The sequence below is a fragment of the Streptomyces sp. NPDC051569 genome, assembly GCF_044454085.1.
Lineage (GTDB): Bacteria > Actinomycetota > Actinomycetes > Streptomycetales > Streptomycetaceae > Streptomyces.
Genome location: NZ_JBITDJ010000007.1, coordinates 142,835 through 167,897 on the forward strand (window position 1 = coordinate 142,835; position 25,063 = coordinate 167,897).

General features: G+C 69.8%; 21 protein-coding genes. 8 read left to right on the forward strand and 13 right to left on the reverse strand.

Annotated features, from left to right (window positions below; translation table 11 throughout):
* Nucleotides 1–7 precede the first annotated feature (7 nt).
* From ACIBAE_RS14205 to ACIBAE_RS14215, 3 genes are read left to right on the forward strand one after another with little or no spacing between them, the layout of a single operon-like run.
* A complete protein-coding gene (locus ACIBAE_RS14205; protein ID WP_399284886.1) occupies nt 8–1,015 on the forward strand; it encodes a carbohydrate ABC transporter permease in 1,008 nt (335 codons plus the stop codon).
* A complete protein-coding gene (locus ACIBAE_RS14210) occupies nt 1,008–1,877 on the forward strand; it encodes a carbohydrate ABC transporter permease (protein WP_399284888.1) in 870 nt (289 codons plus the stop codon). Before ACIBAE_RS14205 ends, ACIBAE_RS14210 begins: the two co-directional genes overlap by 8 nt.
* 20 nt (nt 1,878–1,897) lie before the next feature.
* On the forward strand, nt 1,898–3,253 hold the full coding sequence (locus ACIBAE_RS14215; protein ID WP_399285056.1) for a GH1 family beta-glucosidase: 1,356 nt from the start codon (nt 1,898–1,900) through the stop codon (nt 3,251–3,253).
* A 125-nt stretch (nt 3,254–3,378) separates the two neighbouring features.
* Here the strand turns inward: ACIBAE_RS14215 and ACIBAE_RS14220 are convergent, their stop codons facing one another.
* The 8 genes from ACIBAE_RS14220 to ACIBAE_RS14255 form a co-directional block, all read right to left on the reverse strand.
* Entirely contained in the window at nt 3,379–4,275 is an 897-nt protein-coding gene (locus ACIBAE_RS14220) for a PfkB family carbohydrate kinase (protein WP_399285058.1), read from the reverse strand.
* 38 nt (nt 4,276–4,313) lie between these two features.
* On the reverse strand, nt 4,314–5,303 hold the full coding sequence (locus ACIBAE_RS14225; RefSeq protein ID WP_399284890.1) for a zinc-dependent alcohol dehydrogenase family protein: 990 nt from the start codon (nt 5,301–5,303) through the stop codon (nt 4,314–4,316).
* Complete coding sequence (locus tag ACIBAE_RS14230; protein WP_399284892.1) at nt 5,303–6,193, reverse strand: carbohydrate ABC transporter permease; 891 nt, start codon at nt 6,191–6,193, stop codon at nt 5,303–5,305. Before ACIBAE_RS14230 ends, ACIBAE_RS14225 begins: the two co-directional genes overlap by 1 nt.
* Nucleotides 6,190–7,176 carry a carbohydrate ABC transporter permease gene (locus ACIBAE_RS14235; protein WP_399284894.1) on the reverse strand — a complete coding sequence of 329 codons (987 nt, stop codon included), beginning with the start codon at nt 7,174–7,176 and terminating at the stop codon, nt 6,190–6,192. Before ACIBAE_RS14235 ends, ACIBAE_RS14230 begins: the two co-directional genes overlap by 4 nt.
* On the reverse strand, nt 7,173–8,534 hold the full coding sequence (locus ACIBAE_RS14240; RefSeq protein ID WP_399284896.1) for an ABC transporter substrate-binding protein: 1,362 nt from the start codon (nt 8,532–8,534) through the stop codon (nt 7,173–7,175). The genes ACIBAE_RS14235 and ACIBAE_RS14240 overlap by 4 nt, the downstream gene beginning before the upstream one ends.
* Nucleotides 8,535–8,649: 115 nt before the next feature.
* Nucleotides 8,650–9,411 (reverse strand): DeoR/GlpR family DNA-binding transcription regulator, encoded by a 762-nt coding sequence (locus tag ACIBAE_RS14245; protein WP_399284898.1) that lies wholly within the window; start codon nt 9,409–9,411, stop codon nt 8,650–8,652.
* 369 nt (nt 9,412–9,780) lie between these two features.
* Entirely contained in the window at nt 9,781–11,532 is a 1,752-nt protein-coding gene (locus tag ACIBAE_RS14250; RefSeq protein WP_399284900.1) for a discoidin domain-containing protein, read from the reverse strand.
* Nucleotides 11,533–11,663: 131 nt separating this feature from the next.
* A complete protein-coding gene (locus ACIBAE_RS14255) occupies nt 11,664–12,770 on the reverse strand; it encodes a DUF1996 domain-containing protein (RefSeq protein ID WP_399284902.1) in 1,107 nt (368 codons plus the stop codon).
* A 534-nt stretch (nt 12,771–13,304) separates the two neighbouring features.
* Between ACIBAE_RS14255 and gndA the strand changes: the two genes are divergently transcribed.
* A complete protein-coding gene (gene gndA / locus ACIBAE_RS14260) occupies nt 13,305–14,747 on the forward strand; it encodes an NADP-dependent phosphogluconate dehydrogenase (protein WP_399284904.1) in 1,443 nt (480 codons plus the stop codon).
* Between the two features lie 558 nt (nt 14,748–15,305).
* Here the strand turns inward: gndA and ACIBAE_RS14265 are convergent.
* From ACIBAE_RS14265 to panD, 3 genes are all read right to left on the reverse strand, one after another.
* Nucleotides 15,306–15,932: an aspartate/glutamate racemase family protein gene (locus ACIBAE_RS14265; protein WP_399284906.1), complete on the reverse strand. Its 627-nt coding sequence runs from the start codon at nt 15,930–15,932 to the stop codon at nt 15,306–15,308.
* A 108-nt stretch (nt 15,933–16,040) separates the two neighbouring features.
* A complete protein-coding gene (locus ACIBAE_RS14270) occupies nt 16,041–16,382 on the reverse strand; it encodes a GNAT family N-acetyltransferase (protein ID WP_399284907.1) in 342 nt (113 codons plus the stop codon).
* Nucleotides 16,383–16,420: 38 nt separating this feature from the next.
* On the reverse strand, nt 16,421–16,840 hold the full coding sequence (gene panD / locus ACIBAE_RS14275; RefSeq protein WP_399285060.1) for an aspartate 1-decarboxylase: 420 nt from the start codon (nt 16,838–16,840) through the stop codon (nt 16,421–16,423).
* Between the two features lie 484 nt (nt 16,841–17,324).
* Here panD and ACIBAE_RS14280 point away from each other — a divergent pair, with 484 nt between their 5' ends.
* From ACIBAE_RS14280 to ACIBAE_RS14295, 4 genes are all read left to right on the forward strand, one after another.
* On the forward strand, nt 17,325–18,308 hold the full coding sequence (locus tag ACIBAE_RS14280; RefSeq protein ID WP_399284908.1) for an ABC transporter permease: 984 nt from the start codon (nt 17,325–17,327) through the stop codon (nt 18,306–18,308).
* A gap of 61 nt (nt 18,309–18,369) precedes the next feature.
* Entirely contained in the window at nt 18,370–19,263 is an 894-nt protein-coding gene (locus ACIBAE_RS14285) for an ABC transporter permease (RefSeq protein ID WP_399285062.1), read from the forward strand.
* The gene (locus tag ACIBAE_RS14290; RefSeq protein ID WP_399284909.1) at nt 19,260–21,344 is read left to right on the forward strand and encodes a dipeptide ABC transporter ATP-binding protein; all 2,085 of its coding nucleotides are present in this window, start codon (nt 19,260–19,262) and stop codon (nt 21,342–21,344) included. Before ACIBAE_RS14285 ends, ACIBAE_RS14290 begins: the two co-directional genes overlap by 4 nt.
* A 199-nt stretch (nt 21,345–21,543) precedes the next feature.
* On the forward strand, nt 21,544–23,226 hold the full coding sequence (locus ACIBAE_RS14295; protein WP_399284910.1) for an ABC transporter family substrate-binding protein: 1,683 nt from the start codon (nt 21,544–21,546) through the stop codon (nt 23,224–23,226).
* 300 nt (nt 23,227–23,526) lie between these two features.
* On the opposite strand, the gene ACIBAE_RS14300 is transcribed toward ACIBAE_RS14295, so the two are convergent.
* Together ACIBAE_RS14300 and ACIBAE_RS14305 are read right to left on the reverse strand one after the other, a co-directional pair.
* Nucleotides 23,527–24,063 (reverse strand): LuxR C-terminal-related transcriptional regulator, encoded by a 537-nt coding sequence (locus ACIBAE_RS14300; protein ID WP_399284912.1) that lies wholly within the window; start codon nt 24,061–24,063, stop codon nt 23,527–23,529.
* Between the two features lie 10 nt (nt 24,064–24,073).
* Nucleotides 24,074–25,057 carry an ABC transporter substrate-binding protein gene (locus ACIBAE_RS14305; protein WP_399284913.1) on the reverse strand — a complete coding sequence of 328 codons (984 nt, stop codon included), beginning with the start codon at nt 25,055–25,057 and terminating at the stop codon, nt 24,074–24,076.
* Nucleotides 25,058–25,063: the final 6 nt, after the last annotated feature.

Below are 25,063 nucleotides of genomic sequence, written 5' to 3' on the forward strand. Positions count from 1 at the left end.
TCCCCCGATGACCGCCACCGTGACACCCGACAGTGGGCGCGAGGCGGGCAGTGGGGGGAAGCAGGGCAAGGGGGATGCGCGCAGGAAGCTGCCGCGCATCCCCGACCGCGTCCGCCAAGGCGGTCTGCCTTATCTTCTGCTCCTGCCGGCCGTCGTGCTGGAACTGCTCGTCCACCTGATCCCGATGATCATCGGGATCGTGATGAGCTTCCGTCAGCTCACCCAGTTCTACATCCGGAACTGGAGCCAGGCCCCCTGGACGGGACTGGACAATTTCAAGGTCGCCGTCGACTTCGACGCCCCGATCGGCCAGGCACTGCTCCACTCGTTCCTGGTGACCTGCGCGTTCACCGTGATCTCCGTCGGGCTGTCCTGGCTGTTCGGTGTCGCGGCGGCGATCCTGCTGCAGGAGAACTTCCGCGGCCGGAGCATCCTGCGGACGATCTTCCTCGTTCCGTACGCCCTGCCCGTGTACGCGGCCGTCATCACCTGGGCGTTCATGTTCCAGCACGACAACGGCATGATCAATCACGTGCTGCACGACCAGCTGGGCCTCACCGACGAGCCGTCGTTCTGGCTGATCGGCGACAACAGCTTCGTCGCCCTGGTCGTCGTCTCCCTCTGGAAGTCCTGGCCGTTCGCGTTCCTGATGCTCATGGCCGCCCTGCAGAACATCCCGCGTGAGCTGTACGAGGCCGCCTCGATCGACGGAGCGGGCATCTGGCAGCAGATCCGCAAGATCACGCTGCCGTCGCTGCGCCCGGTCAACCAGGTCCTGGTGCTCGTCCTGTTCCTCTGGACGTTCAACGACTTCAACACGCCGTACGTGCTCTTCGGCAAGTCGGCGCCGGAAGCGGCCGACCTGATCTCGATCCACATCTACCAGTCGTCCTTCGTGACCTGGAACTTCGGTTCGGGATCCGCGATGTCCGTCCTGCTGCTGCTCTTCCTGCTGCTGGTCACGGCGGTCTATCTGCTGGTCACCTCCCGGGGAAGGAAGGGTTCCGATGTCTAGCACCTCCGGCGCCAGGTCTCCCAGCGCTCCGCCGCAGTCCTTCCTCTGGACCCGCAGGGTCGTCCTGACCCTGCTGGCGGCCTTCGCGCTGCTGCCGCTGTACGTCATGGTCAGCAGCTCGCTGAAGCCGCTCCAGGACGTCTCGGCCAAGTTCCAGTGGATCCCGACGAACCTCACGGTGCGCCCGTACTTCGACATCTGGAAGACGGTCCCGCTCGCCAAGTACTTCGTGAACTCGCTGATCGTGGCGGGTTCCGCGACGCTGCTCTCCGTGCTGATCGCGGTGTTCGCCGCGTACACGGTGAGCCGCTACACCTTCCGCGGCAAGCGGGTCTTCACCGTCACGGTGCTGTCCACGCAGATGTTCCCCGGCATCCTCTTTCTGCTCCCGCTGTTCCTGATCTTCGTGAACATCGGCAACAGCACGGGCATCGAGCTGTACGGCTCGCGCATCGGCCTGATCCTCACCTATCTGACGTTCTCGCTCCCGTTCTCCATCTGGATGCTGATCGGGTACTTCGACTCCATCCCGAAGGACCTGGACGAAGCCGCCAAGGTGGACGGCTGCGGGCCGCTCGGCGCGCTCTTCCGGGTGGTCGTACCGGCCGCGGTGCCCGGCATCATCGCCGTCGCCGTCTACGCGTTCATGACCGCCTGGGGCGAGGTCCTCTTCGCCTCCGTCATGACGAACGACACCACCCGCACCCTGGCCGTCGGTCTGCAGGGCTACGCCACCCAGAACGACGTCTACTGGAACCAGATCATGGCCGCCTCCCTGGTCGTCAGCGTGCCCGTGGTCGTCGGGTTCCTTCTCCTCCAGCGCTACCTCGTCGCCGGCCTGACCGCGGGCGCCGTCAAGTGACCACTTCAGAAAGGCAGTCCGTGAACGACCTCAACGCCCTTCCGGCCGATTTCACCTGGGGCGTCGCCACCGCCGCGTACCAGATCGAAGGAGCCGTGGCAGAGGACGGCCGCACCCCCTCGATCTGGGACACGTTCTCCCACACGCCGGGCACCATCGACAACGGCGACAACGGCGACGTGGCCTGCGACCACTACCACCGCTACCCCGAGGACATCGGGCTGATGAAGCGGCTGGGCGTCGGCGCCTACCGCTTCTCGCTGGCCTGGCCCCGGATCGTGCCCGGCGGCGACGGCCCGGTGAACAAGGCGGGACTCGCCTTCTACGACCGGCTGGTGGACGGTCTGCTGGAGGCCGGGATCACCCCGTTCGCCACCCTCTACCACTGGGACCTGCCGCAGATCCTGCAGGACCGGGGCGGCTGGCCGGCCCGGGACACCGCCGAGCACTTCGCCGCGTACGCCTCCGTCGTCGCCGAGCGCCTCGGTGACCGCGTGAAGGACTGGGCGACGCTCAACGAGCCGCTGTGCTCGTCGTGGATCGGCCACCTCGAAGGCACGATGGCGCCGGGGCTGACCGACCTCACGGCCGCCGTCCGCACCTCGTACCACCTGCACCTCGGCCACGGCCTGGCCACGCAGGCGATCCGCGCGGCCTCCTCGGACGCCCGGGTCGGCATCGTCAACAACCTCAGCACGATCGAGGCGGCCAGCGACAGCGACGCGGACCGCGCGGCCGCCGTCCGCGCCGACGGCCACACCAACCGGTGGTGGCTGGACCCGGTCCTCGGCCGTGGTTACCCGCAGGACATGGTCGACCTGTACGGCGTGGAGCTGCCCGTACGTCCCGGCGACATGGAGACCATCGCGGCGCCGCTCGACTGGATGGGGCTGAACTACTACTTCCGCCAGATCGTCCAGGACGACCCGACCGGCACCGCCCCGTTCGCCCGGCAGGTCGGCGTACCGGACGCGCGCCACACCCACATGGGCTGGGAGGTGCACGCCGACGGTCTGGAGCAGCTGCTGCTCCGGCTGACCGAGGAGTACGGCGTCCGGCGCATCTTCGTCACGGAGAACGGCTCGGCCTACCCGGACGTCGTACGGCCGGACGGCAGCGTCGACGACCCCGAGCGGGTCCGCTACCTGGAGGAGCACCTGGCGGCCTGCGCGCGGGCCGTGGAGAAGGGCGCTCCGCTCGCCGGGTACTTCGCCTGGTCGCTGCTGGACAACTTCGAGTGGGCGTACGGCTACGACAAGCGCTTCGGCCTGGTCCACGTGGACTACGAGACGCAGCGCCGTACGGTCAAGACCAGTGGGCACCGTTACGCGGAGATCATCCGCGCGGCGGGCGCCAGGGGTACCGCGGGCGCCTGACGTCCGGGTCCGGGACCCACCGGAACTGCCGCGGCCACCGCCCTTTCGGGGAAGGGCGGTGGCCGCGGCCTGTGGGGGGTGCGCAAGGGGGTCGGCGGGATCCGTACGGACCGCCGGGCCGGTCCTCAGATACGGGCCGGCAGCGAGGGTTCCGTACCGGTCTGGGCGCACACCGAGGCGGCCACCCGCGCGGCGAAGCCCAGCATCTCCTCCAGCCGCTCGCGCCGCAGCCGGTCCACGCCGCCTTCGCGGCGCGCGCCGCTGGTGGAGAGCCAGTTGAGGACACCGGCCATGAAGGCGTCGCCCGCGCCGATCGTGTTGACCACGTCGACGGGCACCGCCGGCACGGACACCGGCTCGGCGGAGCGGGTGTAGGCCGTGGCTCCCCGGGAGCCGCGGGTGAGGACCACCAGTCGGCCCTCCTCGGCGAGCCGGCGGCAGGTCGCGTCGGGGTCGGTGTCCGGCCAGAGCCGGACCAGGTCCTCGTCGCTGGCCTTGATCACGTGTGCCAGGGAGCACAGCTCCCGCAGCCGGTGCGCGCTCCGCTCGGGGTCGAGCGTGCGGTCCTCACGCACATTGGGGTCCACCACCAGCAGCGAGGACTCGGCCGCCGCGCGGGCGGTCGCGGCCACCGCCGTGGCCGCCGGTTCGACGACCGCGGCGAGTCCTCCCACGTACACCGCGGCGAAGCGGTCCACGTCGGCGGCGCGTTCGGTCAGCCGGAAGGTGGCGGTGTCCTGGAGGTGGAAGTGGTAGCCGGTGGTGTCCGGGCCCGGGTCGGCCACCGCGAGCGCCGTGGGGAGCTGTGGGCGCGCGCAGAGCCCGAGTTCGGTACCGGCCAGGGTGAGGCGCGCTTCGATCGCACGGGCGAAGCCGTCGCAGCCGAGCGCGCCGGCGAACCAGCTGGGGGTACCCAGCCGGGCCAGCCCGGCGGCGACGTTGGCGGGGGCGCCGCCGGGCTGCGCGCGGTGGATCTCCGGATCGTCCGCCGAGGGGACGAGATCGATCAGCGCCTCCCCCATCACGAGGACGGGGTCGTGGCCGATGCCCGGAGCAGTGCTCACGGCTCCACCACGATCTTGCGGCCCTGGCCCGCCTTGAACTGGTCGAGGGCCTGCGGGTACTGCTCCAGCGGCAGCCGGTCGCTGATGAAGACCGCCGGGTCGAGGACTCCGGTGGCGAAGAGCGCGGCGGCCCGCTCGAAGCTGTGCAGCACCGCCATCGAGCCGGTGATGGTGATCTCCTGGTTGTAGATCTTGTACGGCTCGATGACGGCGGTCGTCGCGTAGTCGGCCACACCGAACTGGAGGAAGGTGCCGCCCTTGGCGACCCGGCCGAGGCCGTCCTGGATGGCCCGGGCGTTGCCGGTGGCGTCGATGACGACGTCCCAGCCGCCGGGCCGGTCGAGCTCGTCCGCCGTGGCGGCGGAGTTCGAGCAGCCCAGCTTGACGGCGGTGGCCAGCCGGTCCGCGTTGACGTCCAGGACGTCGACGCCGGCGGCGCCGGTGCGCTTGGCGAGCTCCAGCATCATCAGGCCCATCGTGCCGGAGCCGTAGATCAGCACCTCGGCGCCGAGGGTGGAGCTGAGGACGTCGTAGCCGCGGATCGCGCAGGACAGCGGCTCGATGAGTGCCGCGTCCTTCGCGTCGATGTGGCCGGGCAGCCTGACGCAGTTGGCGACGGGCGCCACGGCGAACTCGGCGGCCCCGCCCGGCTCGGTGACCCCGATGGCGGCCCAGCGCTCGCAGAGGTTCCCCCGCCCGATCCGGCAGTACTTGCATTCGTGGCAGTGCAGCGACGGGTCGACGGCGACCCGGTCACCCACGGACAGTTCGGTGACCTTCGCGCCGATGCCCACGACCTCGCCGGCGAACTCGTGACCGGGCACGATCGGCAGGGTGGGCGCGAACTCGCCCTGCAGGATGTGCAGATCGGTGCCGCAGAGTCCGACCGAGGCGACCTTGACGACCACGTCCCGGGGGCCGGGGGTGGGGTCGGGAACCGTCGTGACGGTGACCTTGCCGGGGGCTTCGACGATCGCTGCCCTCATTATTTAACAGCTCCAAGAGAAAGGCCCTGGACCAGCTTGTCCTGGGCGGCGAAACCGGCGGCGAGCACCGGCAGGGAGACGACGACGGACGCCGCGCACAGCTGGGCGAGGAAGAGGCCCTGGCTGGTGACGAAGCCCGTGAGGAAGACGGGGGCGGTCTGGGCCGTCACCCCGGTCAGCACCCGGGCGAAGAGCAGCTCGTTCCAGCTGAAGATGAAGCAGATCAGCGCGGTGGCGGCGATGCCCGGGGCGGCCACCGGCGCCACCACCCGGGCCAGGACGGTCGGCAGCCGGGCGCCGTCGACCTGGGCGGCCTCGATGATGGAGACCGGCACGTCGGCGAGGAAGGACTGCATCATCCAGACCGCGATCGGCAGATTCATCGAGGTGTAGAGGATGACGAGCAGCCAGATGTTGTCCAGCATGCCGGCGTTCTTCGCGAACAGGTACACGGGGAGCAGCCCGGCGACGACGGGCAGCATCTTCGTGGAGAGGAAGAAGAACATCACGTCCGTCCACTTCTCCACGCGCTTGATGGAGAGCGCGTACGCGGCGGGGAGCGCCAGGACGAGCACGAAGAGCGTGGAGAACAGCGACGCCGTCACGGAGTTGATCAGCGGCGGCCAGGGGCTGGCACCGCCGCCTTCGCCGAAGAACACCCGGTAGCTGTCGAGGGTGAGCGGCGCGGTGAGGGACGGCGGGTTGGTCGCCGCGTCCGTCTCCGAGTGGAAGGAGGTGAGCAGCATCCAGAGGGCCGGCACGCAGAAGGCGATGCCGGCGATCCAGGCCAGCAGGCCGAGTGCGGCGGAGCGGCGCCTGGCCTTGCGGGCGGCCGGTGCGTACCGGACGTGACCGGCGGGCGCGGCGGGGGCGGTGAGGGTGGTACTCATGCGCGGTTCGCCTCCTCACTGAAGAGGGACGAGACGACGCGCAGGGCGAAGGTCGCGATCACGATGGTGCCGATCACGACGACGACTCCGGCGGCGGAGGCCAGTCCGTACTCGTGAGCCTGGTAGAAGGTCTGGTAGATGGTGTACGGCAGGTTCGCGGTGCCGAGCCCACCCGAGGTGAGGGTGAACACGGCGTCGAAGTTCTGCACGATGTAGATCGAGCCGAGCAGGATGCCGAGCTCCAGATAGCGGCGCAGATGCGGCAGCGTGAGGAAGCGGAACTGCTGCCAGGCGCTCGCCCCGTCCAGATTCGCGGCCTCCAGGATCTCGGCGGGCCGGCTCTGGAGTCCGGCCAGCAGGATGAGCATCATGAAGGGTGTCCACTGCCAGACGAGGGACGCCTCGACCGCCAGCAGCGGCATGTCGGAGATCCAGTCGGGCTGCGCGGGGGCGGAGTCGCCGAAGAGTCCGGCGAACCACGCCCACGCGCCGTTGAACAGGCCGTACTCGGGGTTGTAGAGGAGGTGCTTCCACATCAGCGCGGCCGAGACGGGGACCAGCAGGAACGGCGTGATGAGCAGGGTGCGGACGAAGCCGCGGCCCATGAACTTGCGGTCCAGCAGCAGGGCCAGCAGCAGGCCGAGGATCACGCTGGCGATGACGACGGTCGCGGTCAGCAGGACCGTGGTGATCACCGAGTCGCGCAGGGACGCGTCGGTGAACACCGAGCCGTAGTTGGACAGTCCGGCGAAGGCGCGCTTGTCGGGGGCGAGCGAGTTCCAGTCGAAGAGCGAGATGAACAGCGTGGCCACGAAGGGCAGCTGGGTCACCGCGATCAGGAAGACCAGGGCGGGCAGCAGGGGGGCTCGGGTGGCCCAGGCGCGGGCCCGGCCCGAGGGCCCCCGGCCCGTGCGGCGCGGCGCCGGGGAGTGCGGCGCGCCGACGGCCGGGGAGTGGGGGGGGTTGGTGACGGAGGTACTCACTTCTGCTCCTTGCCAACCTTTTCGGCGAGCGCCTGCGAGGTCTTCAGGGCCTCGGCGACCGACTGCCGGCCGGCGATGGCGGCGCTGATCTCCTGCGAGACCTTGGTGCCCAGGTCCGTGAACTCCGGGATGTCGACGAACTGGATGCCGACGGTCGGGCGGGGCTGGGTGCCGGGGTTACGCGGGTTGGCGCTGGAGATGGCCTGCTGGGTGACGTCGGCGAAGGCGGACGCGTCCTTGAGGTAGTCGGGGTTGGCGTAGGTCGAGGCGCGCTTGCCCGCGGGCACGTTGGCCCAGCCGACCTTCTCGCCGACGAGCTTCTCGTACTTCTCGCTGGACGCCCAGGAGATGAACTTCCACGCGCTGTCGGTCTTGGTGGAGGCCTTCTGCATACCCCAGGCCCAGGTGTACAGCCAGCCGGAGCTGTCCGTCTTGTCGACCGGCGCCGGTACGTAGCCGATCTTGCCCGCGACCGGGGAACCCTTGGCCTCCAGCGAGCCGGCGCCGGCGGTGGCGTCGTACCACATGGCGGTCTTGGACTGCGTCATGTTGTTGAGGCACTCGGCGTAGCCGGACTGCGGGGCGCCCGACTCACCGTGCTTGCGGATGAGATCGACGTAGAACTGGGTGGCCTTGGTGAACTCGGGGGAGGTGAGCTGCGCCTTCCAGTCCTTGTCGAACCAGGTGCCGCCCATGGTGTTGACGACGGTGGTCAGCGGGGCGATGACCTCGCCCCAGCCGGGCAGTCCGCGCAGGCAGATGCCCTTCATGCCCTTCTGCGCGCCGTCCGCCTTGGCGGCGAGGTCGGCGACCTCCTGCCAGGTGGGCTTCTCCGGCATCGTCAGGTTCTTCGCCTCGAAGACGTCCTTGCGGTACATCAGGAAGGACGACTCGCCGTAGAAGGGCTCGGCGTAGAGCTTGCCGTCCTCCGCGGTGAGGGACTCCTGGAGCGGCTTCAGGATGTCGTCCTGATTGAACTCCTTGTCCTTGGTGGCGTACTCGTCGAGCGGGTGCAGCCAGCCGTTCTTCGCGTAGAAGGGCACTTCGAAGTTGCTGATGGTGGCGACGTCGTACTGGCCGGCCTGGTTGGAGAAGTCCTGCGTGATCTTGTCGCGGACGTCGTTCTCCGGCAGGGTGGTGAAGTTGACCTTGATCCCGGTCTCCTTCGTGAAGTTCGCCGCGGTGAGCTTCTGGAGCTCGACCATCTGCGGGTTGTTCACCATCAGCACGTTGAGGGTGTCGTCCCCCCCGGCGGAGGAGGCGCCGCCGGCGCCGCTGCACCCGGCGAGGAGCGCTGTCAGGGCGGCGGCCGCGCCGACCTGTACGCGGGTGCCACGTCGTCGTTGCTGGAGGGACATGTGTTTCTCCTGATCGGTCGTTGTGCGGAACGAGTGTTCTGGGACGTGTCTGCCCCGCCTCCCGGCTGTTAGGCGGGGGCTGTCGGGCCGGCACGCGGGGATCTGAGGAACGGTCTCAGACGCGGATGACCTGCGGTCCGAGGAGTGAATAACGCTGCGCCTCGGCGGAGGGCAGTCCCGCGTCGGTGACGATCGATTCGAAATCGCCGACCTCGGCGAAGCGGCAGAAGCTCACCGCGCCGAACTTGGTGTGGATCCCGGCGAAGACCCGCCGCCGCGCGCTGCGCATCGCCTGGGCCTTCACCTCGCTGACGGCCGGATCGGGGGTGGTCAGGCCGTACTCGCGGGAGATTCCGTTGGCTCCGACGTACGCCAGGTCGATGACGAACTCGGAGAGCATGCGGGTGGTCCAGTGGTCGACCGTGGCCATCGTGGAGCTGCGCACCCGGCCGCCGAGCAGCAGCACGGAGATCTTCTCCGCGTCGGCGAGTGCGGTGGCGACGGCCAGGGAGGCGGTGACGACGGTCAGGGCCCGGTCCCGGGGCAGGGCCTCGGCGACGAGCTGCGGGGTGAAGCCCTCGTCGACGAAGACCGTTTCCGCGTCGCCGAGGAGATCGGCGGCGGCTGCCGCGATCCGTGACTTCTGGGGTACGAGTCGGGTGGTCCGTACCGCGAGGGTGGTCTCGAACCCGGCGCTCTCCACCGGGTAGGCGCCGCCGTGGGTGCGCCGTACGAGTCCGTGCTCCTCCAGGGCGTGCAGGTCACGCCGGACGGTCTCCTTGGCGACCTGGAGTTTCGCGGCCAGCGCGGTGACCTCCACCGACCCGCGGCGGCGGGCGATCTCCAGGATTTCTCGTCGGCGTTCGTCGGTGTCCACGACACACTTCCCTGCTCGGTTCAGCACCCGTTCGGGCTCATGCGTCGTTTTTACAAGCAAGCGGGCTGCCCCACCAGGCCCTTCGCACCATCGACTGTGCCCGTTTCTGCCCGTTCGCCCGGGGAAGCCCTCGCAGTTCAGTGGCGTGATCCCGCTCACTGTTGCGCGCGTCACTGCCCGACTGCTGCCCGACCGGAGCCCGTTCGGAGCCCGAGGCGGCTGTCCGGTTCTCCGTAAGGGGCACCGGCCGGAGCCGTTTCGCCGCAAAAAGAAGTCCGCGGCGGGCCACGGGTTTATCCGTGACCCGCCGCGGAACGGCGCCCCGCGCCGCCGGCGGGGAGTGGAGACGGCGCGGGGCGTCCTACGAACTCAGCTGTAGACGCCGAACTCGTAGAGCGAGTAGCCGTAGCCGGTGCCCCGTGCGGTCGCGTTGATCCTCACGTAGCGGGCGTTCCCGGTGACGTCGTAGTCGTCGATCCCGCCGTTGCCGTCGGTGACGGTGCGCAGGGTGGTCCAGTTCTGGCCGTTGTCGGAGGTCTGGAGGGTGTAGTTCTTGGCGTACGCGGCCTCCCAGGCGAGCTGCACATGGCGGAACGCCTTCGTCTGGCCGAGGTCGACCTGGATCCACTGGGGGTCGCTCCAGTCGCTCGCCCAGCGGGTGCTCAGCGAGCCGTCCACGGCGTTCGCGGCGGGGCAGGGGCAGCCGCCGGTGCTGTCGGGCTGGTACGAGGACGCCGTGGCGGGCCTGCCCTGGGCGAGGTTGGTCCCGCCGACCGGCGGCGGCACCACCCTGAACGACTTCGTCTCGATGCCGACGTTTCCGTTGCCGTCGGTGGCCTTGACGTAGACCTTCCACACACCGAGCGGCTCGGGCGCGGTCAGTTTGAAGGTGCCGTTGCCCTGGGCGGTGAAGGGGACGCTGGCCAACTGGCTTGAGTTGTCCACATACTTGCTGCCGTACAGCAGCTCGTACGAGATCGGGTCGCCGTTCGGGTCGGTGACCGCCGCGTGGACGGTGAGCTCCTTGCCCGACGGGACCGAGGACGCCCCGTCGACCGACATCGAGGAGATCACGGGCGGGGTGTTGTCCCGGGAGGTGTCGGCGCCGTACGCCTTCTTGACGGCGTAGTACGAGAGCCTCTTCTGGCCGGCGGGCAGCAGGTTGAACCAAACGCCGCCGAAGTCGTATTCGGTGCCGTAGTGGAAGAGGGTCGCCCCCAGCGCCACGCCCCGGTGGCCGGTGACGCAGCCCCAGGCGTTGGTGTAGCCGGCCGCCTTCGCGGTGTCGGCGGGCTCGTCGGGCACCCCGTTCGCGTCGTTCGGCACCTCCCACTCGCCGGCCGGGCCGCCCTCGGTGACGATGTAGGGCTTGGTGTAACCGCCGGACTCCCAGGTCTGCTTGATGTTGCAGACGTCGCCGTACGAGTTGACCGCGTACAGGTCGAGGTCGGGCGCGTTGCGCTTGTAGTACGGCCAGGCGCCGGTCCAGGCGTCGGTCGAGGTCACCGGGTGGTTGGGGTCGACGGCGTGGATCTTCTTGGCGATTTCGTTGACGAAGGTGGTGTAGGCGTTGCGCTGCTGCTCCAGCGCGTCCCCGCTGTAGCAGTTCTGGAGGCCCAGGACCGATTCGTTGCCGACGTTCCACATCAGTACGCCCGGGTTGTCCTTGTAGGTGTCGACCCACTTGGGGAACTCGGCGAGCATGTCGTTCTTGTACTGCGTGTCCGTGAGGTAGTTGGTGCAGCCCCCGCTTCCGGGTCCGCCGCCCGGCTGGAGCCAGAAGCCGGCGATGACCTTGATGCCGTTCGCGGCGGCGGCGTCGAAGAGCGGCTTGCTGGAGGCGTCGGTGCCCCAGGTCCGTACGGTGTTGGCGCCCATCGACTTGACGTCGGGCAGGTAGCGCGCGGCGTCCGTGGGGGCGGGGCCCCAGGTCAGGCCCTTGACCTGATAGGGGGCGCCGTCGACGGTCAGCTGCCAGTTGCCCTGGGATCCGGTGACCTTGACGACGCTGCCCGCGGCCTGCGCGGCCGGAGCCGGCAGGGCCACGGCGCCGGCGGCGAGGAGGGCGGTGACGGCGAGGGCGGAGGCTCCGCGCCGCTTTCTGATGGCTGGTCGGTCCATGGGGTGCTGTCTCCTAGAGGGTGGGAGAGCGCTCTCCCTCAGGGGTGCGCGGCATCCGGAGCTTCCAGGATGTCCGGAGTCACCGGGGCGCCCGGGGCGCCCATGAGCACCCCTGAGGGAGAGCGGGACGGTCAGGGCAGTTCGTAGTTCTCGTTGAGCGCGGCGCCGGCGGCGGGGTTGCTCTGGTCGTAGCCGCGGGCGTCGCACTGCAGGCCCTCGACGACGCAGTGCTGCACGAGAGCCTTCAGCGTCGCGTCGTCCCAGGCGTTGAAGAAGTCGTAGTGGAAGGTGTGTCCCACTCCGCTCGCCAGCCTGACCTGCGACATGTCCCCGTTGACGGGCCAGGCCATCTTGAATTCGATCATCGGCAGGGCCACCGGGTGTGTCTGCGGGCAGACGTCCTGGTTGGCGCCCGAGGCGATCGGATAGGCCATGTGACTCGTGTGGTCAGGAGTGTCCAGATACTTTCCGTCCCAGCAACTCGGGGCCTGGAAACGGAGGTTGAGCTGGACGTCCTGTCCGGTCGGGCAGGACGCCGGGAATTCGGCGTTGCCGTAGCTGTTGCCGCACTCCCAGCCCTCCACCCAGCCCCGGTGGTTGCGGAACTCGGCCGCGGACTGCATCGGGTTGCCGACCACGAAACGCAGCCCCTTGGGGAACGGGCGTACGGACCGGTAGTCGGTGACACCCGACTTGTAGTAGATGGTCTGCGGACCGACCGGGCGGATCTCCTGGTCGCCCTTGTACAGCGTCGGCATCCAGTAGGCGGACTTGTCGCCCGGGGCCTTGCACGCGGTGCCGCCGCCGTCCAGTGAGCCGGTGGTGCTCGCGGCGTTCGTCGTGGTGTTGCCCATGAAGGTGTGGTTGTGCGAAGCCCCGGGCTGGCCGGGGAAGACGATCGGGTCGTCCGGCTTCGCGTGCGAGACCGAGCAGTTCGCCTGGAACTCGTGGAAGTAGCGGTGCGGGGGAATCTCGGCGGACGGCACCACCCCGGTCACCGGCGGGTTCGCCGGAATGTATCCGTCCCCGTCCGGGTCGTCGCCGGAGACCCGGGGGGCGGCCGGGGCCATGTTGTGCCCCATGTGCGCCGCCTGGGCCGCTCGGGCCGGCTGCTGCGCCGCCTGGGCGGCGGTGGTGGTGGCATCAGGGATCGCCGTGAGCCCGAACGCCACCAGGGCGAGGGCGGTGGCGACGAGTAACGCGGACACCACCGCTGTACTGCGGAATCTTTCGGCCATGCGGACCTCCATGCCGCTCTTCGTCCGCACACGTCGGGTGTGCGGTGGGGGGAGAGTGGAGCTGGACGGTGCACCGCGGAGAGTCGCGCCCTTGGTCGGCTCCGTCAGTGGCGAGGAGCCGGAATCAGTGTGGGAGAGCGCTCTCCAAAGCGGTGCCAGTGTTACGCCGCCGCTGAGAGGGTGTCAATACTTCGTGAACGATCCCTGCCGCGCGCGCTGTTGCCGTTCGCCCCCGAGCTCACCCGGCCCCGCCCGGCCCGCCCCCCGGCGGAGTGGCCCGGCGGTCCATCCGGCCCCCTCCCTCTCGCGTTCGCGCGGCGAACACGGGACGATGCGTCAGGCCGGCCGGACACGCGCGACCCTCCGGGCGGCTCGACGAGTGAAGAACCGACGACCGAGCACAGAGACAACTGAGCACAGACGAGTGAAGAACGGCCGTGTTCGCGGCACCTGCCCCCACCGCCGGGTCCGCTCCCGCGGCGGACCGGCAGGGTCCGGCACGGCCCATCCGACGGATATCCAGGAGCGCATCGCATGAGTGGAACCGCCCAGATCGGCGTCACGGGGCTCGCGGTCATGGGCCGCAACCTCGCCCGGAACTTCGCCCGCAACGGCCTCACGGTCGCCGTGCACAACCGCACGGCGTCGAAGACCCGTTCCCTGGTGGACGAGTTCGGCGACGAAGGCACCTTCGTCGCCGCGGAGTCGGCGCGGGACTTCGTCGCGGCGCTGGAACGCCCGCGCCGCCTGGTCATCATGGTGAAGGCAGGAGATCCGACCGATGCCGTGATCAAGGAGTTCGCCCCGCTGCTGGAGGAGGGCGACGTCATCATCGACGGCGGCAACGCGCACTTCGCCGACACCCGCCGCCGTGAGAAGGAACTGCGCGAGCAGGGCATCCACTTCGTCGGCACGGGTATCTCCGGCGGCGAGGAGGGAGCGCTGCACGGGCCGAGCATCATGCCGGGCGGCTCCACCGAGTCGTACGCCTCGCTCGGCCCACTGCTGGAGAAGATCGCCGCGAAGGCCCCGGACGGTACGCCCACCGTGGCGCACATCGGCCCGGACGGCGCCGGCCACTTCGTGAAGATGGTGCACAACGGCATCGAGTACGCCGATATGCAGCTGATCGCCGAGGCCTACCACCTGCTGCGGTCCGTCGCGGGCTTCTCCCCCGCCCGGATCGCCGAGACGTTCCGGACGTGGAACACCGGCCGGCTCGACTCGTACCTGATCGACATCACGGCCGAGGTGCTGGCCCATACGGATGAGGCGACCGGCAAGCCGTTCGTGGACATCGTCACCGACCAGGCCGAGCAGAAGGGCACCGGGCGCTGGACCGTACAGATCGCCCTCGATCTGGGCGTCCCCGTCTCGGGTATCGCCGAGGCGGTCTTCGCCCGCTCACTGTCCGGACACGCCGCGCTGCGCGAGGCGTCGGCGTCCCTGCCCGGCCCGCAGGCCGAACCGCTGAGCGAGGCGGACGCGGCGCGCTTCGCGGACCAGGTCGAGCAGGCCCTGTACGCGTCCAAGATCGTGTCGTACACGCAGGGCTTCCACCAGATCCAGGCGGGCAGCGAGGAGTACGGCTGGGACATCGACCTCGGTTCCGTCGCCTCGATCTGGCGCGCCGGCTGCATCATCCGCGCCGCGTTCCTGGACCGGATCCGTGAGGCGTACGACACGCGGAGCGACCTGCCGAGTCTTCTCTCCGACAAGCAGTTCGCCGAGGAGATCGGCGCGGCGCAGGACGACTGGCGCGCGGTGATCGCCACGGCGGTGCGCCAAGGCGTCCCGACCCCGGGCTTCGCGGCGGCGCTGACGTACTACGACGCGCTGCGCGCCCGGCGCCTGCCGGCCGCGCTCACCCAGGGCCAGCGCGACTTCTTCGGCGCGCACACCTACCGGCGCACCGACCGCGAGGGAACGTTCCACACCCTCTGGGGCGGCGACCGGTCCGAGGTGTCCGCGGGCTGACGGCCGGCACGGACAGCACGGACGCCACGGACAGCGGGCGCTGATCACAGCGCCCGCGGGCGGCGGGACAGCGGCTCAGGACGCCGCCCCGCCGCCCGCGGGCGCTCGTCGCTGTTCGTCGCTGTTCCTCGACTCCCCGACGTCCTCGACGTCCTCGACGTCCCCGACGTCCTCGACGTTCCGATGTCAGGCACCACGCGGCGGACGGTCATCCGAGGCGGCGGCTCTGACCGAGCGGTCCGGGCGCGGGCATCGGATCCGGTACGGGGTCGGGCCCCGGCGGGCTCGGGACCGGGTCCGGCGCCGGGTTCGGCGGCGGCGAGGGGCGCGGCGGGGGCGTCGGCTTCGGCGGCGGCGAGGGGACAGGCGTGGGGCCGGGCAGCGGACCGGGCGTGGGTCCCGGCGGCCCGGGCGGCGGCGTGGGCGACGGCGGTACGGGGTCGGGGTACGGACTGGTCATGCCTGCCTCCAGGAAGTGCGGAGTCGTGCGTTCCCAATGTCTCCCGGTGCGCGTGCCCTCGCGCGCCGGGTCCACGCGTGTTCCGCGCGGGCCGTCCGTCAGCGGGCGGCGGCGCGGGCGGCGGCGTTCAGCCCCGGGCGGGGGCTGGAGAGCACCGGGATCGCGGTGCTCGTGCGCCGCTCCGCTCCGGCCATCGAGGCCTGGGCCAGCACGATCACATCCGCCCGGGTGACGGCGTCGACGGCGCCGGCCACCGCGTCCAGATAACCGTCGCGGTCACCGGCCTCGAACCGCTCCCAGGCGGCCTCGACGAGCACCGTACGCAGGTCGACCGGGCGGCCCGCCGCCTCCTCGCGGATCAGCGCGGCTGTCGGTTCCAGTGTGCTCTCCAGAGCGGCGACCACCACGACCCGGCCGGACGCCGCGGCCACCGCGGCCATCGGCCGGTCGACGCGCAGCACGGGTACGCCGAGGCCGGGGCCGGTCTTCTCGGCGACTGCGCCGAGGGTCGAGCAGGTGCAGAGTACGGCCGTCGCGCCGTCGGTGACGGCGGCGGCGAGCACCGATTCGACCTCGGCCGCCACGGCCTCGGGCCCTTCGGCCCTGGCCCGGCCGAGCAGGTCCTCGTCGATCAGGTGACGGAGGGCGAGTCCGGGGTGCTCGGCGTCCCGCAGGGCGTCGAAGACGGGGACATGGACCGGGGAGGTGTGCAGCAGCGCCAGCATGATCGCGATGCTAACGGCGGAAGCGGACGGGGGCCGCTCGCCGGACCGGCGGTGCGGTCACCGGCACGCGGTCGCCGGGCCGGCGCCGTCGCCAGCTTCGGGTAGTTATCAGCTTCGGGTACTCGCCGCCAGTCGTTCCTCGGCGGTCCTGACCAGGCCGGCCGGGGGCAGGGGCGCCTCGTCGGGATGGCGGCGGGCCCACCGGGCGGCGTACGGGCAGAGCGGGACGACGGGGGCACCCGCGCACCCCGCCATCGCGTAGAACTCCCGCACCAGCGCGCTCGCGATGCCCTTGCCCTCGTGCCCCTCCTCCACCACCGTGTGCACCACGACCAGCGCGGCGGGGGTGTCGCCCAGGGGGAAGTAGCCGATGGCCCCGACGACCGTCCCGTCCTCGTACGCCTCAAAGAGGCCCGCCGGCCGGTTGTCGCGGATCTCGATGTCTGCCACGGCGGTGGCCTCCTCCGGGTCGGTACGGTCGGGCGGGGTCAGCCCGCGACCGCGTGCGGGCCGCGCACGGTACGGCTGCCCGGCACCGGCGCCGACGCGTCCGTGCCGAGGGCCACGATGCGGTTGTCCGTATCGACGTGCACGATCTTCGGCGTGAGGGCGCGCGCCTCGGCGTCGTCGACCTGCGCGTAGCTGATGAGGATCACCAGATCGCCGGGGTGCACGAGATGCGCCGCGGCGCCGTTGATCCCGATGACACCGGAGCCGCGCTCGCCCTCGATGACGTACGTCTCCAGCCGGGCGCCGTTGTCGATGTCGACGATGTGGACCAGCTCCCCCGGGAGCAGGTCGGCGGCCTCCATCAGCTCGGCGTCCACGGTGACCGAGCCGACGTAGTGGAGGTCCGCCTGGGTCACGGTGGCCCGATGGATCTTCGACTTGAACATGGTGCGCATCATCGGGGTATTCCTCATTTCGGGCTCCCTGCCCGCGTTGTCGCAGGTCAAGTGCAGTCTTCTCAGCTTACAACGAGTCGCATGTCCGTCGCCTTCCCCCAGGCCTTCGAGGACTGATTCCGACCAATCGCACTTTTCGGGGATTCGCCGGCCGTCCCGGCCCGGACGAAGGACCGAGGGCGCTCGTTCCAGCCCGGCGAGCCACGTCCCGACGTCGCGTTCGAAGGACGGGCCGGCAACGGCTTCCAGGGGAGCCACGCGATCGAGCCTCCACGACCCCGGCGGTTCACCGATTGCTACGGCGGCATTTCAAGATCATGACGAGACCGGCCAACGCTGGTGCCGGCTCCGCGGTACGGACAAGACTGGCGCTCGCACATCTGTGCGCATGTTCCATCCTCCAGAAAGCTCCGCCACGCATGCATACGACCCGTCCACCCGGCGCTCCAGAGGCGCATCTCCCGCCCGTGGTGAGGAGGTTCCGCGCGTGGTGCGCTATGTGACACGCAAGGCTGCGGGCTGGCTGTTGATGATCGTGGTCGCAACCAACGCGACCTACTTTCTGGCCAGTTGGTTCCTGGACCCGCGGTCGAACTTCAAGGAGCTGCGGCCGGTACGCAGCGAGGTCCAGATCGACCGGGCTCTCGCGCCGTACAACCTGGACCCGCGGGTGCCGGTGGTGCACCGATGGTGGGACTGGTTCACCTCGGTGTCCCTCCACTTCGACTGGGGGAAGTCTCCCACCGGAGTCTCCGTCAACGGGGAGATCGGCTACCGGTCGCTCATCAGCGCGGAGTTGGTCGTCATCGCGACGATCCTGTCCGTCGTGGTCGGCGTCACGCTGGGTGTGTATACCGCGTCGCGGCAGTACGGCTGGGCCGACCGGGTCTCACAGGCCGTGTCCATCGCGGTGTTCAACATACCGACGTCCGTCGCCGCGCTCGCCGTGGTCTTCGTCGCCATCTGGCTGAACCAGCACGCCGGGCTGCACTTCCTCTACGTCGCCGGAGAGAACTCACCGAACGTCGAAGGGCTGCTCCCGACGATCGGTGACCGCTTCCTGCACCTGATCCTGCCGACCCTGACGCTGACGCTGATGGGCTATGTCGGCTATCACCTGACGCAGCGCGCGCTGCTGCTCGACACGATCAACGCCGACTTCGTGCGCACCGCCCAGGCCACCGGACTCACCCGGACCCAGGCCATCCGCAGGCACGCCCTGCGGACCGCGCTCATCCCGACCGCGACATCCGTGGCGTTCAGTGTCCCCGCCATCTTCACCGGGGCCATCATCACCGAGACGATCTTCGGCTGGAACGGAATGGGCCGTTACTTCATACAGACCATCAGCAAGAACGACGTGCACGGCACGGTCGCGACAGCCGCCTTCGCCGCGGCCTTGACCGCGGTCGGCGCGATCCTCGCGGACATCGCCACGGTCTTCCTCGATCCGAGAGTGAGAGTGAACTGACGTGGCCACGGATGTGCCGACGGGCACCTCGTCCCGTGCGGCGGGAGACCACGCGCCGGAAGTGGCGCTCGCCGCGCGGAAGGACGGGCGGCACCTCGGCCTCGGCCGGCTCTATCTGCGGCGCTTCCTGCGCAACCGCCTCGCCGTCGTCGGCGTGGTGATCCTGGTACTGCTGGTGCTGTTCAGCGCGTTCGGCGGCCTGTTCACTTCCTACGCCCACTCCGACGCCGACTTCGCCGCGCTCACCCAGCCGCCGAGCGCCACACACTGGTTCGGCACCAACCAGGGCGGGAACGACATCTACGCCTCCGCCGTGCACGGACTCCAGCGCTCCCTGGCGATCGCCGTGAGTGTCTCCGTCCTGACCATCGTCGTCGCCGCGGTCATCGGCTCCGGTGCCGCGTACTTCGGGGGCCGGGTCGAGAAGGTGACCCTCGCCGTCATCCACTTCCTGCTGATCGTCCCCTCGTTCCTCATCCTGGCCCTGGTCTCCCACCGCCTCGCCGGCGACTGGAGGGTCCTCGTCATCGTGCTGACGGTGTTCGGCTGGATGTCCACCGCGCGGGTGATCTGGTCCGTCTCGACCTCACTGCGCGAACGGGACTACGTGACGGCGGCCGAGTTCATGGGCGTCAGCCCGGCGCGCATCATCCTGCGCCACATCATTCCCAACCTCGGCTCGCTGCTGATCGTCAACCTGACGCTCGGTGTCGTCGCGACCGTACTCAGTGAGACCGCCCTGTCCTTCCTCGGGTTCGGTGTCCAGACCCCGGACGTCTCCCTCGGCACGATGCTCGCGGACGGTGCGAGCACCATCACGAGCGCCCCCTGGCTCTTCGCGTTTCCGGCGGGCCTGGTCGTCCTGCTCACCGTATCGATGTCCTTCGTCGGCGACGGACTGCGCGACGCCCTCGATCCCACGTCCACCACCGGTGCGGCAGGAGGCCGACGATGACACTCGCGACGATCCTCTCCGATCCCCCACCGCCCACCGACACCACCCCCGTGCTCTCGGTCCGGGACCTGCGGATCTCCTTCCCCTCCGAGGCCGGACCCGTCGAGGCGGTGCGCGGTATCGGCTTCGACCTCCTGCCGGGCCGGACCCTCGGCATCGTCGGCGAGTCCGGCTCGGGCAAATCAGCCACGGCGATGGGCATCATGGGCCTGCTGCCGCCCTCCGCCGACCTGCGGGGACAGGTGCTGCTCGGCGGACGCGACCTGATCGGCCTCGGCGACAAGGCGCTTTCCGAGGTACGGGGCAACTCCATCGGTATGGTCTTCCAGGACCCGCTCTCCGCGCTCACACCCATCTTCTCGGTAGGCAGACTGCTCTCCGACACCCTGCGGGTCCACCAGGACCTGACGAAGCGCGCGGCCTGGGACCAGGCCGTCGAACTGCTCGATCTCGTCGGCATTCCCGACCCGCGCAACCGGGCCAGGTCCTTCCCGCACGAGTTCTCCGGCGGCATGCGCCAGCGCGTCGTCATCGCCATGGCGATCGCCAACAAACCGTCCGTTCTCGTCGCCGACGAACCCACCACCGCCCTCGACGTCACCGTGCAGGCCCAGATTCTCGACGTCCTGCGACTCGCGCAGGACGAGACCGGTGCCGGCCTCGTCCTCATCACCCACGATCTCGGGGTCGTCGCCGGCTACGCGGACGACATCGCCGTCATGTACGCGGGCCGGTTCGTGGAGCGGGCGGGCGTCGGGGAACTGTTCCGTCGGCCGACGATGCCGTACACCGCGAGGCTGCTCGCGGCCGTGCCGAGCGTGGACGGCGGGGTCCACCGGCCTCTGGTCCCGATCGGCGGGGAACCGCCGAACCTCGTGGGCCTCCCGGTCGGCTGCCCCTTCGCGAGCCGCTGCGCCGTCGCTCTCGACGCGTGCCGCACCGACGAACCCGAGCTGCGTGACATCACCGGGCACGGGCACGTGGCCTGCCTGCGCGCCGACGAGATAGCCGACGGCTCGCTGGATCCCGCCGGTGACGTCGCGCCCGTCGACCAGCGGACCGACTCCGACCGGGCGGGGGTCGGCGATGTGGTGCTCCGTGTCGAGGACCTCGTCAAGACCTTCCCGGTCACCAAGGGCGCCCTCCTCAAGCGCCGGGTCGGCACACTGCACGCCGTCAACCGGGTGAGCTTCGAGCTGCGTGCCGGTGAGACTCTGGGTCTGGTGGGCGAGTCGGGCAGCGGCAAGACCACGACGCTGCTGGAGATCCTCCGGCTCAGGCGGCCCGAAGGCGGTCGGATCGAGATCGCCGGCACCGATGTCGGCACGGTCGGTTCCGCCGCGCGGCTCCGCGAGCTGCGGCAGGACGTGCAGATCGTCATGCAGGACCCGCTGGGGGCGCTGGACCCGCGGCTTCCCGTCTTCCAGCTGCTCGCCGAGCCCTTGCGGGCCATCGGGCGGGATCGTGAGTCGATCCGCTCCCGTGTCCGGGAACTGCTGGCACTGGTCGGTCTGGACACCTCGGTGAGCGACCGTTTCCCGGCCGCTCTCTCCGGCGGTCAGCGTCAGCGGGTCGGCATCGCCCGTGCCCTGGCGACCGAGCCGAAGCTGCTCGCTCTCGACGAACCGCTCTCGGCCCTGGATGTGTCGGTGCAGGCCGGGGTGATCAAGCTGCTGGCGCGGCTCAAACGCGAACTCGGCCTCGCCTACCTCGTGGTCGCCCATGACCTCGCCGTCGTCCGGTACATCTCCGATCGCGTCGCGGTGATGTATCTGGGACACATCGTCGAGGCCGGGGACACCGAGACGATCTTCTCCGATCCGAGGCACCCGTACACCCGGGCGCTGCTGTCGGCGATTCCCGTGCCCGATCCGCGGCGGGAACGCACCCGCGAACGCGTCGTCCTGGAGGGTGAGCAGCCGAGCGCCGCCCGTCTGCCGGCGGGCTGTGTCTTCGTCGACCGCTGCCCGCTGTACCGGGTGGCCGACGAGGACGTGCGTCAGCGCTGCCGCACGGAACGTCCCACGCCGACCCACGTGGCCGGGCGTCCCCACCACCAGTACGCCTGTCACGCCGTCTGAGCACCCACCCCGACATTCCGGGACCACCGGTCGCGGGGGGGGGGGGCCCCCCCCCCCCCCCCCCCCCGGGCGCCCCCCCCCCCCCCCCCCCCCCCCCCGCGCGGGCCCCCCGGGGGGGGGGCGGGGCCCCCCCCCCCGCCCCGCGACCGGGGTCCTCCCTCCACGTTCACCCCACCGAACCAGAAGGAACCGTTCCGCCATGCGCGCAAGACTGGCCCTGCCCCTCGCTCTCATCGCCGCCATCTCCGTCACCGCCACCGCCTGCCAGTCCTCCTCCGGGAAGGCCGCGGCGGACCCGGACAAGAAGGACGGCCCCGCGGCGGCATCGGCCGCGGCCGATTACAACCCCCAGCCGTACGAGAAGATCCGGGACGGCGGCACCTACACCACCGTCGGGACCTTCGATGACCAGGGCAACCCGTTCAACGTCAATGCCACGTTGACCGCGGCCCGGGTCTGGGCCTGGTACAACGCTGCCGCCATCACCTACTCGCCCACCGGCGAGGTGCAGTACAACCCGGACTACTACAGCGACGTGAAGGTCTCCGTCGAGGGCGGCAACCAGAAGGTCACGCTGACGATCGACCCGAAGGCCACCTTCAACGACGGCACACCGATCGACTGGACCGCGATCAAGGCCACGTGGCAGGCCAACAACGGTTCGGACAAGGCCTATGACGCCTCGTCCACGGACGGCTACGACCAGGTCACCTCGGTCGAGCGGGGCAAGGACGCCAAGCAGGCCGTCATCAACTTCAAGGGCGTCAACGCCTCCTGGTCGACTCTGTTCACCACGTTCCTGCACCCCAAGGCCGCCACCGTCGAGAACTTCAACAAGGCATACGTCAAGAAGGCCCACCCGGAGTGGGGCGCGGGTCCGTACACGGTCGGCAAGTGGGACGCCCACTCGGGCAACATCACCTTCGTCCGCAACCCGAAGTGGTGGGGCAAGAAGGGCAAGCTCGACAAGCGTGTCTACGTCAACCTGGAGTCGACCGCGGCGGTCAACGCCTTCAAGAACGGTCAGCTCGATTACACCTCCGCCGTCGACGCGGAGAGCCTCAAGCAGGTCAAGGGCCTCAAGGGCACGGAGATCCGCAGCGGCGGCAGCCCCTTCGAGTACTCGCTCTACTTCAACACGAAGTCCTCGGTACTCTCGGACAAGGCCGTCCGCAAGGCCGTTCAGGAGGCCATCGACCGCGCGCAGATCGCGAAGATCCAGTTCCAGGGCCTCGACTACAAGGAGCCGCTGCCCGGTTCGGCGGTGCTGTACAGCTTCCAGAAGGGCTACGAGGACAACGTCTCGGCCGTCCTGAAGTACGCGCCGGACGACGCCAGGAAGACGCTCGACGCGGCGGGCTGGATGCCCGGGGAGGACGGCATCCGCGTCAAGGACGGCAAGCGGCTCGACGTCGGGTACACGCTCCTCGGTGACGACCCGCTGGACAAGGCCACCGCCGGCGCCTTCGCCGCGATGCTGAAGCCCGCCGGAATCCACCTCGTCATCAAGAAGGCCGACGAAGCGGACTTCTCCAACATCCTCAGCGAGCGCAGGTTCGACCTCTTCCTGTCGGGGAACCGCTCGATGGACCCGTTCGGCGCCCGCTACCTGTGCGACTTCTACTGCTCGGACCGCAGCTCCAACATCACCGGTTCGGGTACGCCGGCTCTGGACGCGGAGATCCGCGCCACCACCGGGATCGCCGACCTCGACGCGCAGGCGGCGGCGGTCAACAAGGTCGAGCAGAAGGCGCTCCAGGAGTACGCCATCCTGCCGCTGTTCAGCGGCCCCTCCACCTACGCCGTGAAGAAGGGCCTTGCCAACGTCGGCGCGACCATCTTCTACAGCCCGCTCCCGGAGACGGTCGGCTGGCAGAAGTGACCCACGCGAACGGGGCGCCGGCCCTCGGCGGCCCCGGCGCGTGTGCGCCCCCCGGGGTCGTCACGGATCCGTGACGACCCCGGGGCACGGCGCGTGCCCGGTGCGGCTCCGACCCGTACCGGGCACGTGTACGGCCGTGCCTCCTACGGAACGCGCGACGGGCCGGCCCTCGCCCGCTTTCCCGCCGAGCGGGCCACGGTGACCAGCGCGCCCTTCCCCGGTCGGAGACCGACGTCCGTGCGGCGCGGCTCACGCATCGAGCGGCTCACGCATCACCGCCGCCTCGTTCTTCGAGGTACGTCAGGGGTTGTTCAGATAGGCGAGGACGGCGAGGACGCGACGGTTGCTGTTGTCGTCATCGGTGATGCCGAGTTTGCCGAACAGAGAGGTTGTGTACTTGCTGATGGCACTGTCGCTGAGGAAGAGCCGCCGGCCGATGGCCTGATTGGACAGTCCTTCGGCCATGAGGCCGAGCACGGAGTGTTCGCGTTCGGTCAGCCGTCCGAGTCGCCGGTTCGAGGGCCCACTGGACAGCAGCCCGGCGATGACGGCCGGGTCCATGGCGGTCCCGCCTCCGGCGACGCGTTCCAGGGCGTCGATGAACTGATCCGCGTCGAACACGCTCTCCTTGAGGAAATAGCCGATGCCACCGGCACCGTCGGCCAGGAACTCGCGGGCATCAAGCTGTTCGACCAGCGGCGTCACCGTGCACGGCGCCCGCCCGAGCCCGTACCGGCCTGCGGCAGGCTCGCTGTCCGGCACCGGGCCGGTGCCGGACAGCGGGCCGCCGGGGTCGTGCGTGGACAGGTCGCGGCCCCGGACGTACGGCCTCCGCACCCCGGGGCGGCTACTTGTTGGTCTTCGGCAGGCCGGGCGGGTTGATCTCCGACGTGGTCACGGCCTCGTTGGACAGGCCCCAGCGCTCCAGCACCTTCGCGTACGTGCCGTTCTCGATGACCTCGTCGAGGGCCTCGGCGAGCGGCCCGACCAAGCCGCTGTCCTTCTTGGTGGTGGCCGCGATGAGCCCCTGGAGGGTGGCGCCGGCACCGGAGTAGGTGCCGACGACCTCGGTCTTCCGCGCCGTGGCGACGCGGTAGGCGGCGGTCGGATTGGGGCCGAGGTAGAGGTCGATCCGGCCCGAGGCGACCGCCAGGTTGGTGTCACTCGGGTTCTGGTAGTACTTGATGTCCACCGGTTCGCGGCCGGCCTCCTCGTTCTCCTTGCTCCACTCGACCAGCAGCTTCTCCTGGTTGGTGCCGGTGTCCACGGCGACGGTCCTGCCCGCGACGTCCTCGGGTCCGGTGATCTTCAGGCCACTGCCCTTCTTCGCCTCGAAGGCCAGGTCGTCCTTGCGGTAGCCGGCGAAGTCGTACTTCTCCTTGCGCTCCTCGGTGACGGTGATGTTGCTGAAGCCGACGTCGTACTTGCCACTGTCCAGGCCCACGAAGATGTTCTCCCAGGAGACCGTGTTGATCTTGACCTCGAGGCCGAGGACATCGGCCACCAGATAGGCGATGTCCGGCTCGACGCCGATGATGGTCTTGTTGTCCGTGGCGTAGAAGGTCAGCGGCGCCGAGGAGCCGGACGAGCCGACGATCTCCAGGGTGCCTCTCCTACGGATCCCCGCGGGCACCTTGGCCGCTATGGAGTCGACCTTGCCGGTGGTGACGCGCTTCTGGTCCGGACTCAGGTTGATCTTCGTGCGGGTGCCGGTCGTGGCCGCGACGTCGATCGTGCCGCCGTCCGAGGGGTTGCCGCAGGCGGCGAGGACGAGGGCCCCGGCGAGTCCGAGCGCGGATACGGCGAGGTGACGGGCGAGGCGAGTGGACATGGTGGT

Excerpts from the sequence above, each read along its gene's own strand:
- ACIBAE_RS14230 (WP_399284892.1), bottom strand. The coding sequence starts at position 6,193 with ATGAGTACCACCCTCACCGCCCCCGCCGCGCCCGCCGGTCACGTCCGG.
- ACIBAE_RS14265 (WP_399284906.1), bottom strand. The coding sequence starts at position 15,932 with ATGCTGGCGCTGCTGCACACCTCCCCGGTCCATGTCCCCGTCTTCGAC.
- ACIBAE_RS14295 (WP_399284910.1), top strand. The coding sequence starts at position 21,544 with ATGCGCGCAAGACTGGCCCTGCCCCTCGCTCTCATCGCCGCCATCTCC.
- ACIBAE_RS14305 (WP_399284913.1), bottom strand. The coding sequence starts at position 25,057 with ATGTCCACTCGCCTCGCCCGTCACCTCGCCGTATCCGCGCTCGGACTC.
- ACIBAE_RS14225 (WP_399284890.1), bottom strand. The coding sequence starts at position 5,303 with ATGAGGGCAGCGATCGTCGAAGCCCCCGGCAAGGTCACCGTCACGACG.
- gndA (WP_399284904.1), top strand. The coding sequence starts at position 13,305 with ATGAGTGGAACCGCCCAGATCGGCGTCACGGGGCTCGCGGTCATGGGC.
- ACIBAE_RS14250 (WP_399284900.1), bottom strand. The coding sequence starts at position 11,532 with ATGGACCGACCAGCCATCAGAAAGCGGCGCGGAGCCTCCGCCCTCGCC.
- ACIBAE_RS14290 (WP_399284909.1), top strand. The coding sequence starts at position 19,260 with ATGACACTCGCGACGATCCTCTCCGATCCCCCACCGCCCACCGACACC.
- panD (WP_399285060.1), bottom strand. The coding sequence starts at position 16,840 with ATGATGCGCACCATGTTCAAGTCGAAGATCCATCGGGCCACCGTGACC.
- ACIBAE_RS14210 (WP_399284888.1), top strand. The coding sequence starts at position 1,008 with ATGTCTAGCACCTCCGGCGCCAGGTCTCCCAGCGCTCCGCCGCAGTCC.
- ACIBAE_RS14255 (WP_399284902.1), bottom strand. The coding sequence starts at position 12,770 with ATGGCCGAAAGATTCCGCAGTACAGCGGTGGTGTCCGCGTTACTCGTC.
- ACIBAE_RS14205 (WP_399284886.1), top strand. The coding sequence starts at position 8 with ATGACCGCCACCGTGACACCCGACAGTGGGCGCGAGGCGGGCAGTGGG.
- ACIBAE_RS14240 (WP_399284896.1), bottom strand. The coding sequence starts at position 8,534 with ATGTCCCTCCAGCAACGACGACGTGGCACCCGCGTACAGGTCGGCGCG.
- ACIBAE_RS14220 (WP_399285058.1), bottom strand. The coding sequence starts at position 4,275 with ATGGGGGAGGCGCTGATCGATCTCGTCCCCTCGGCGGACGATCCGGAG.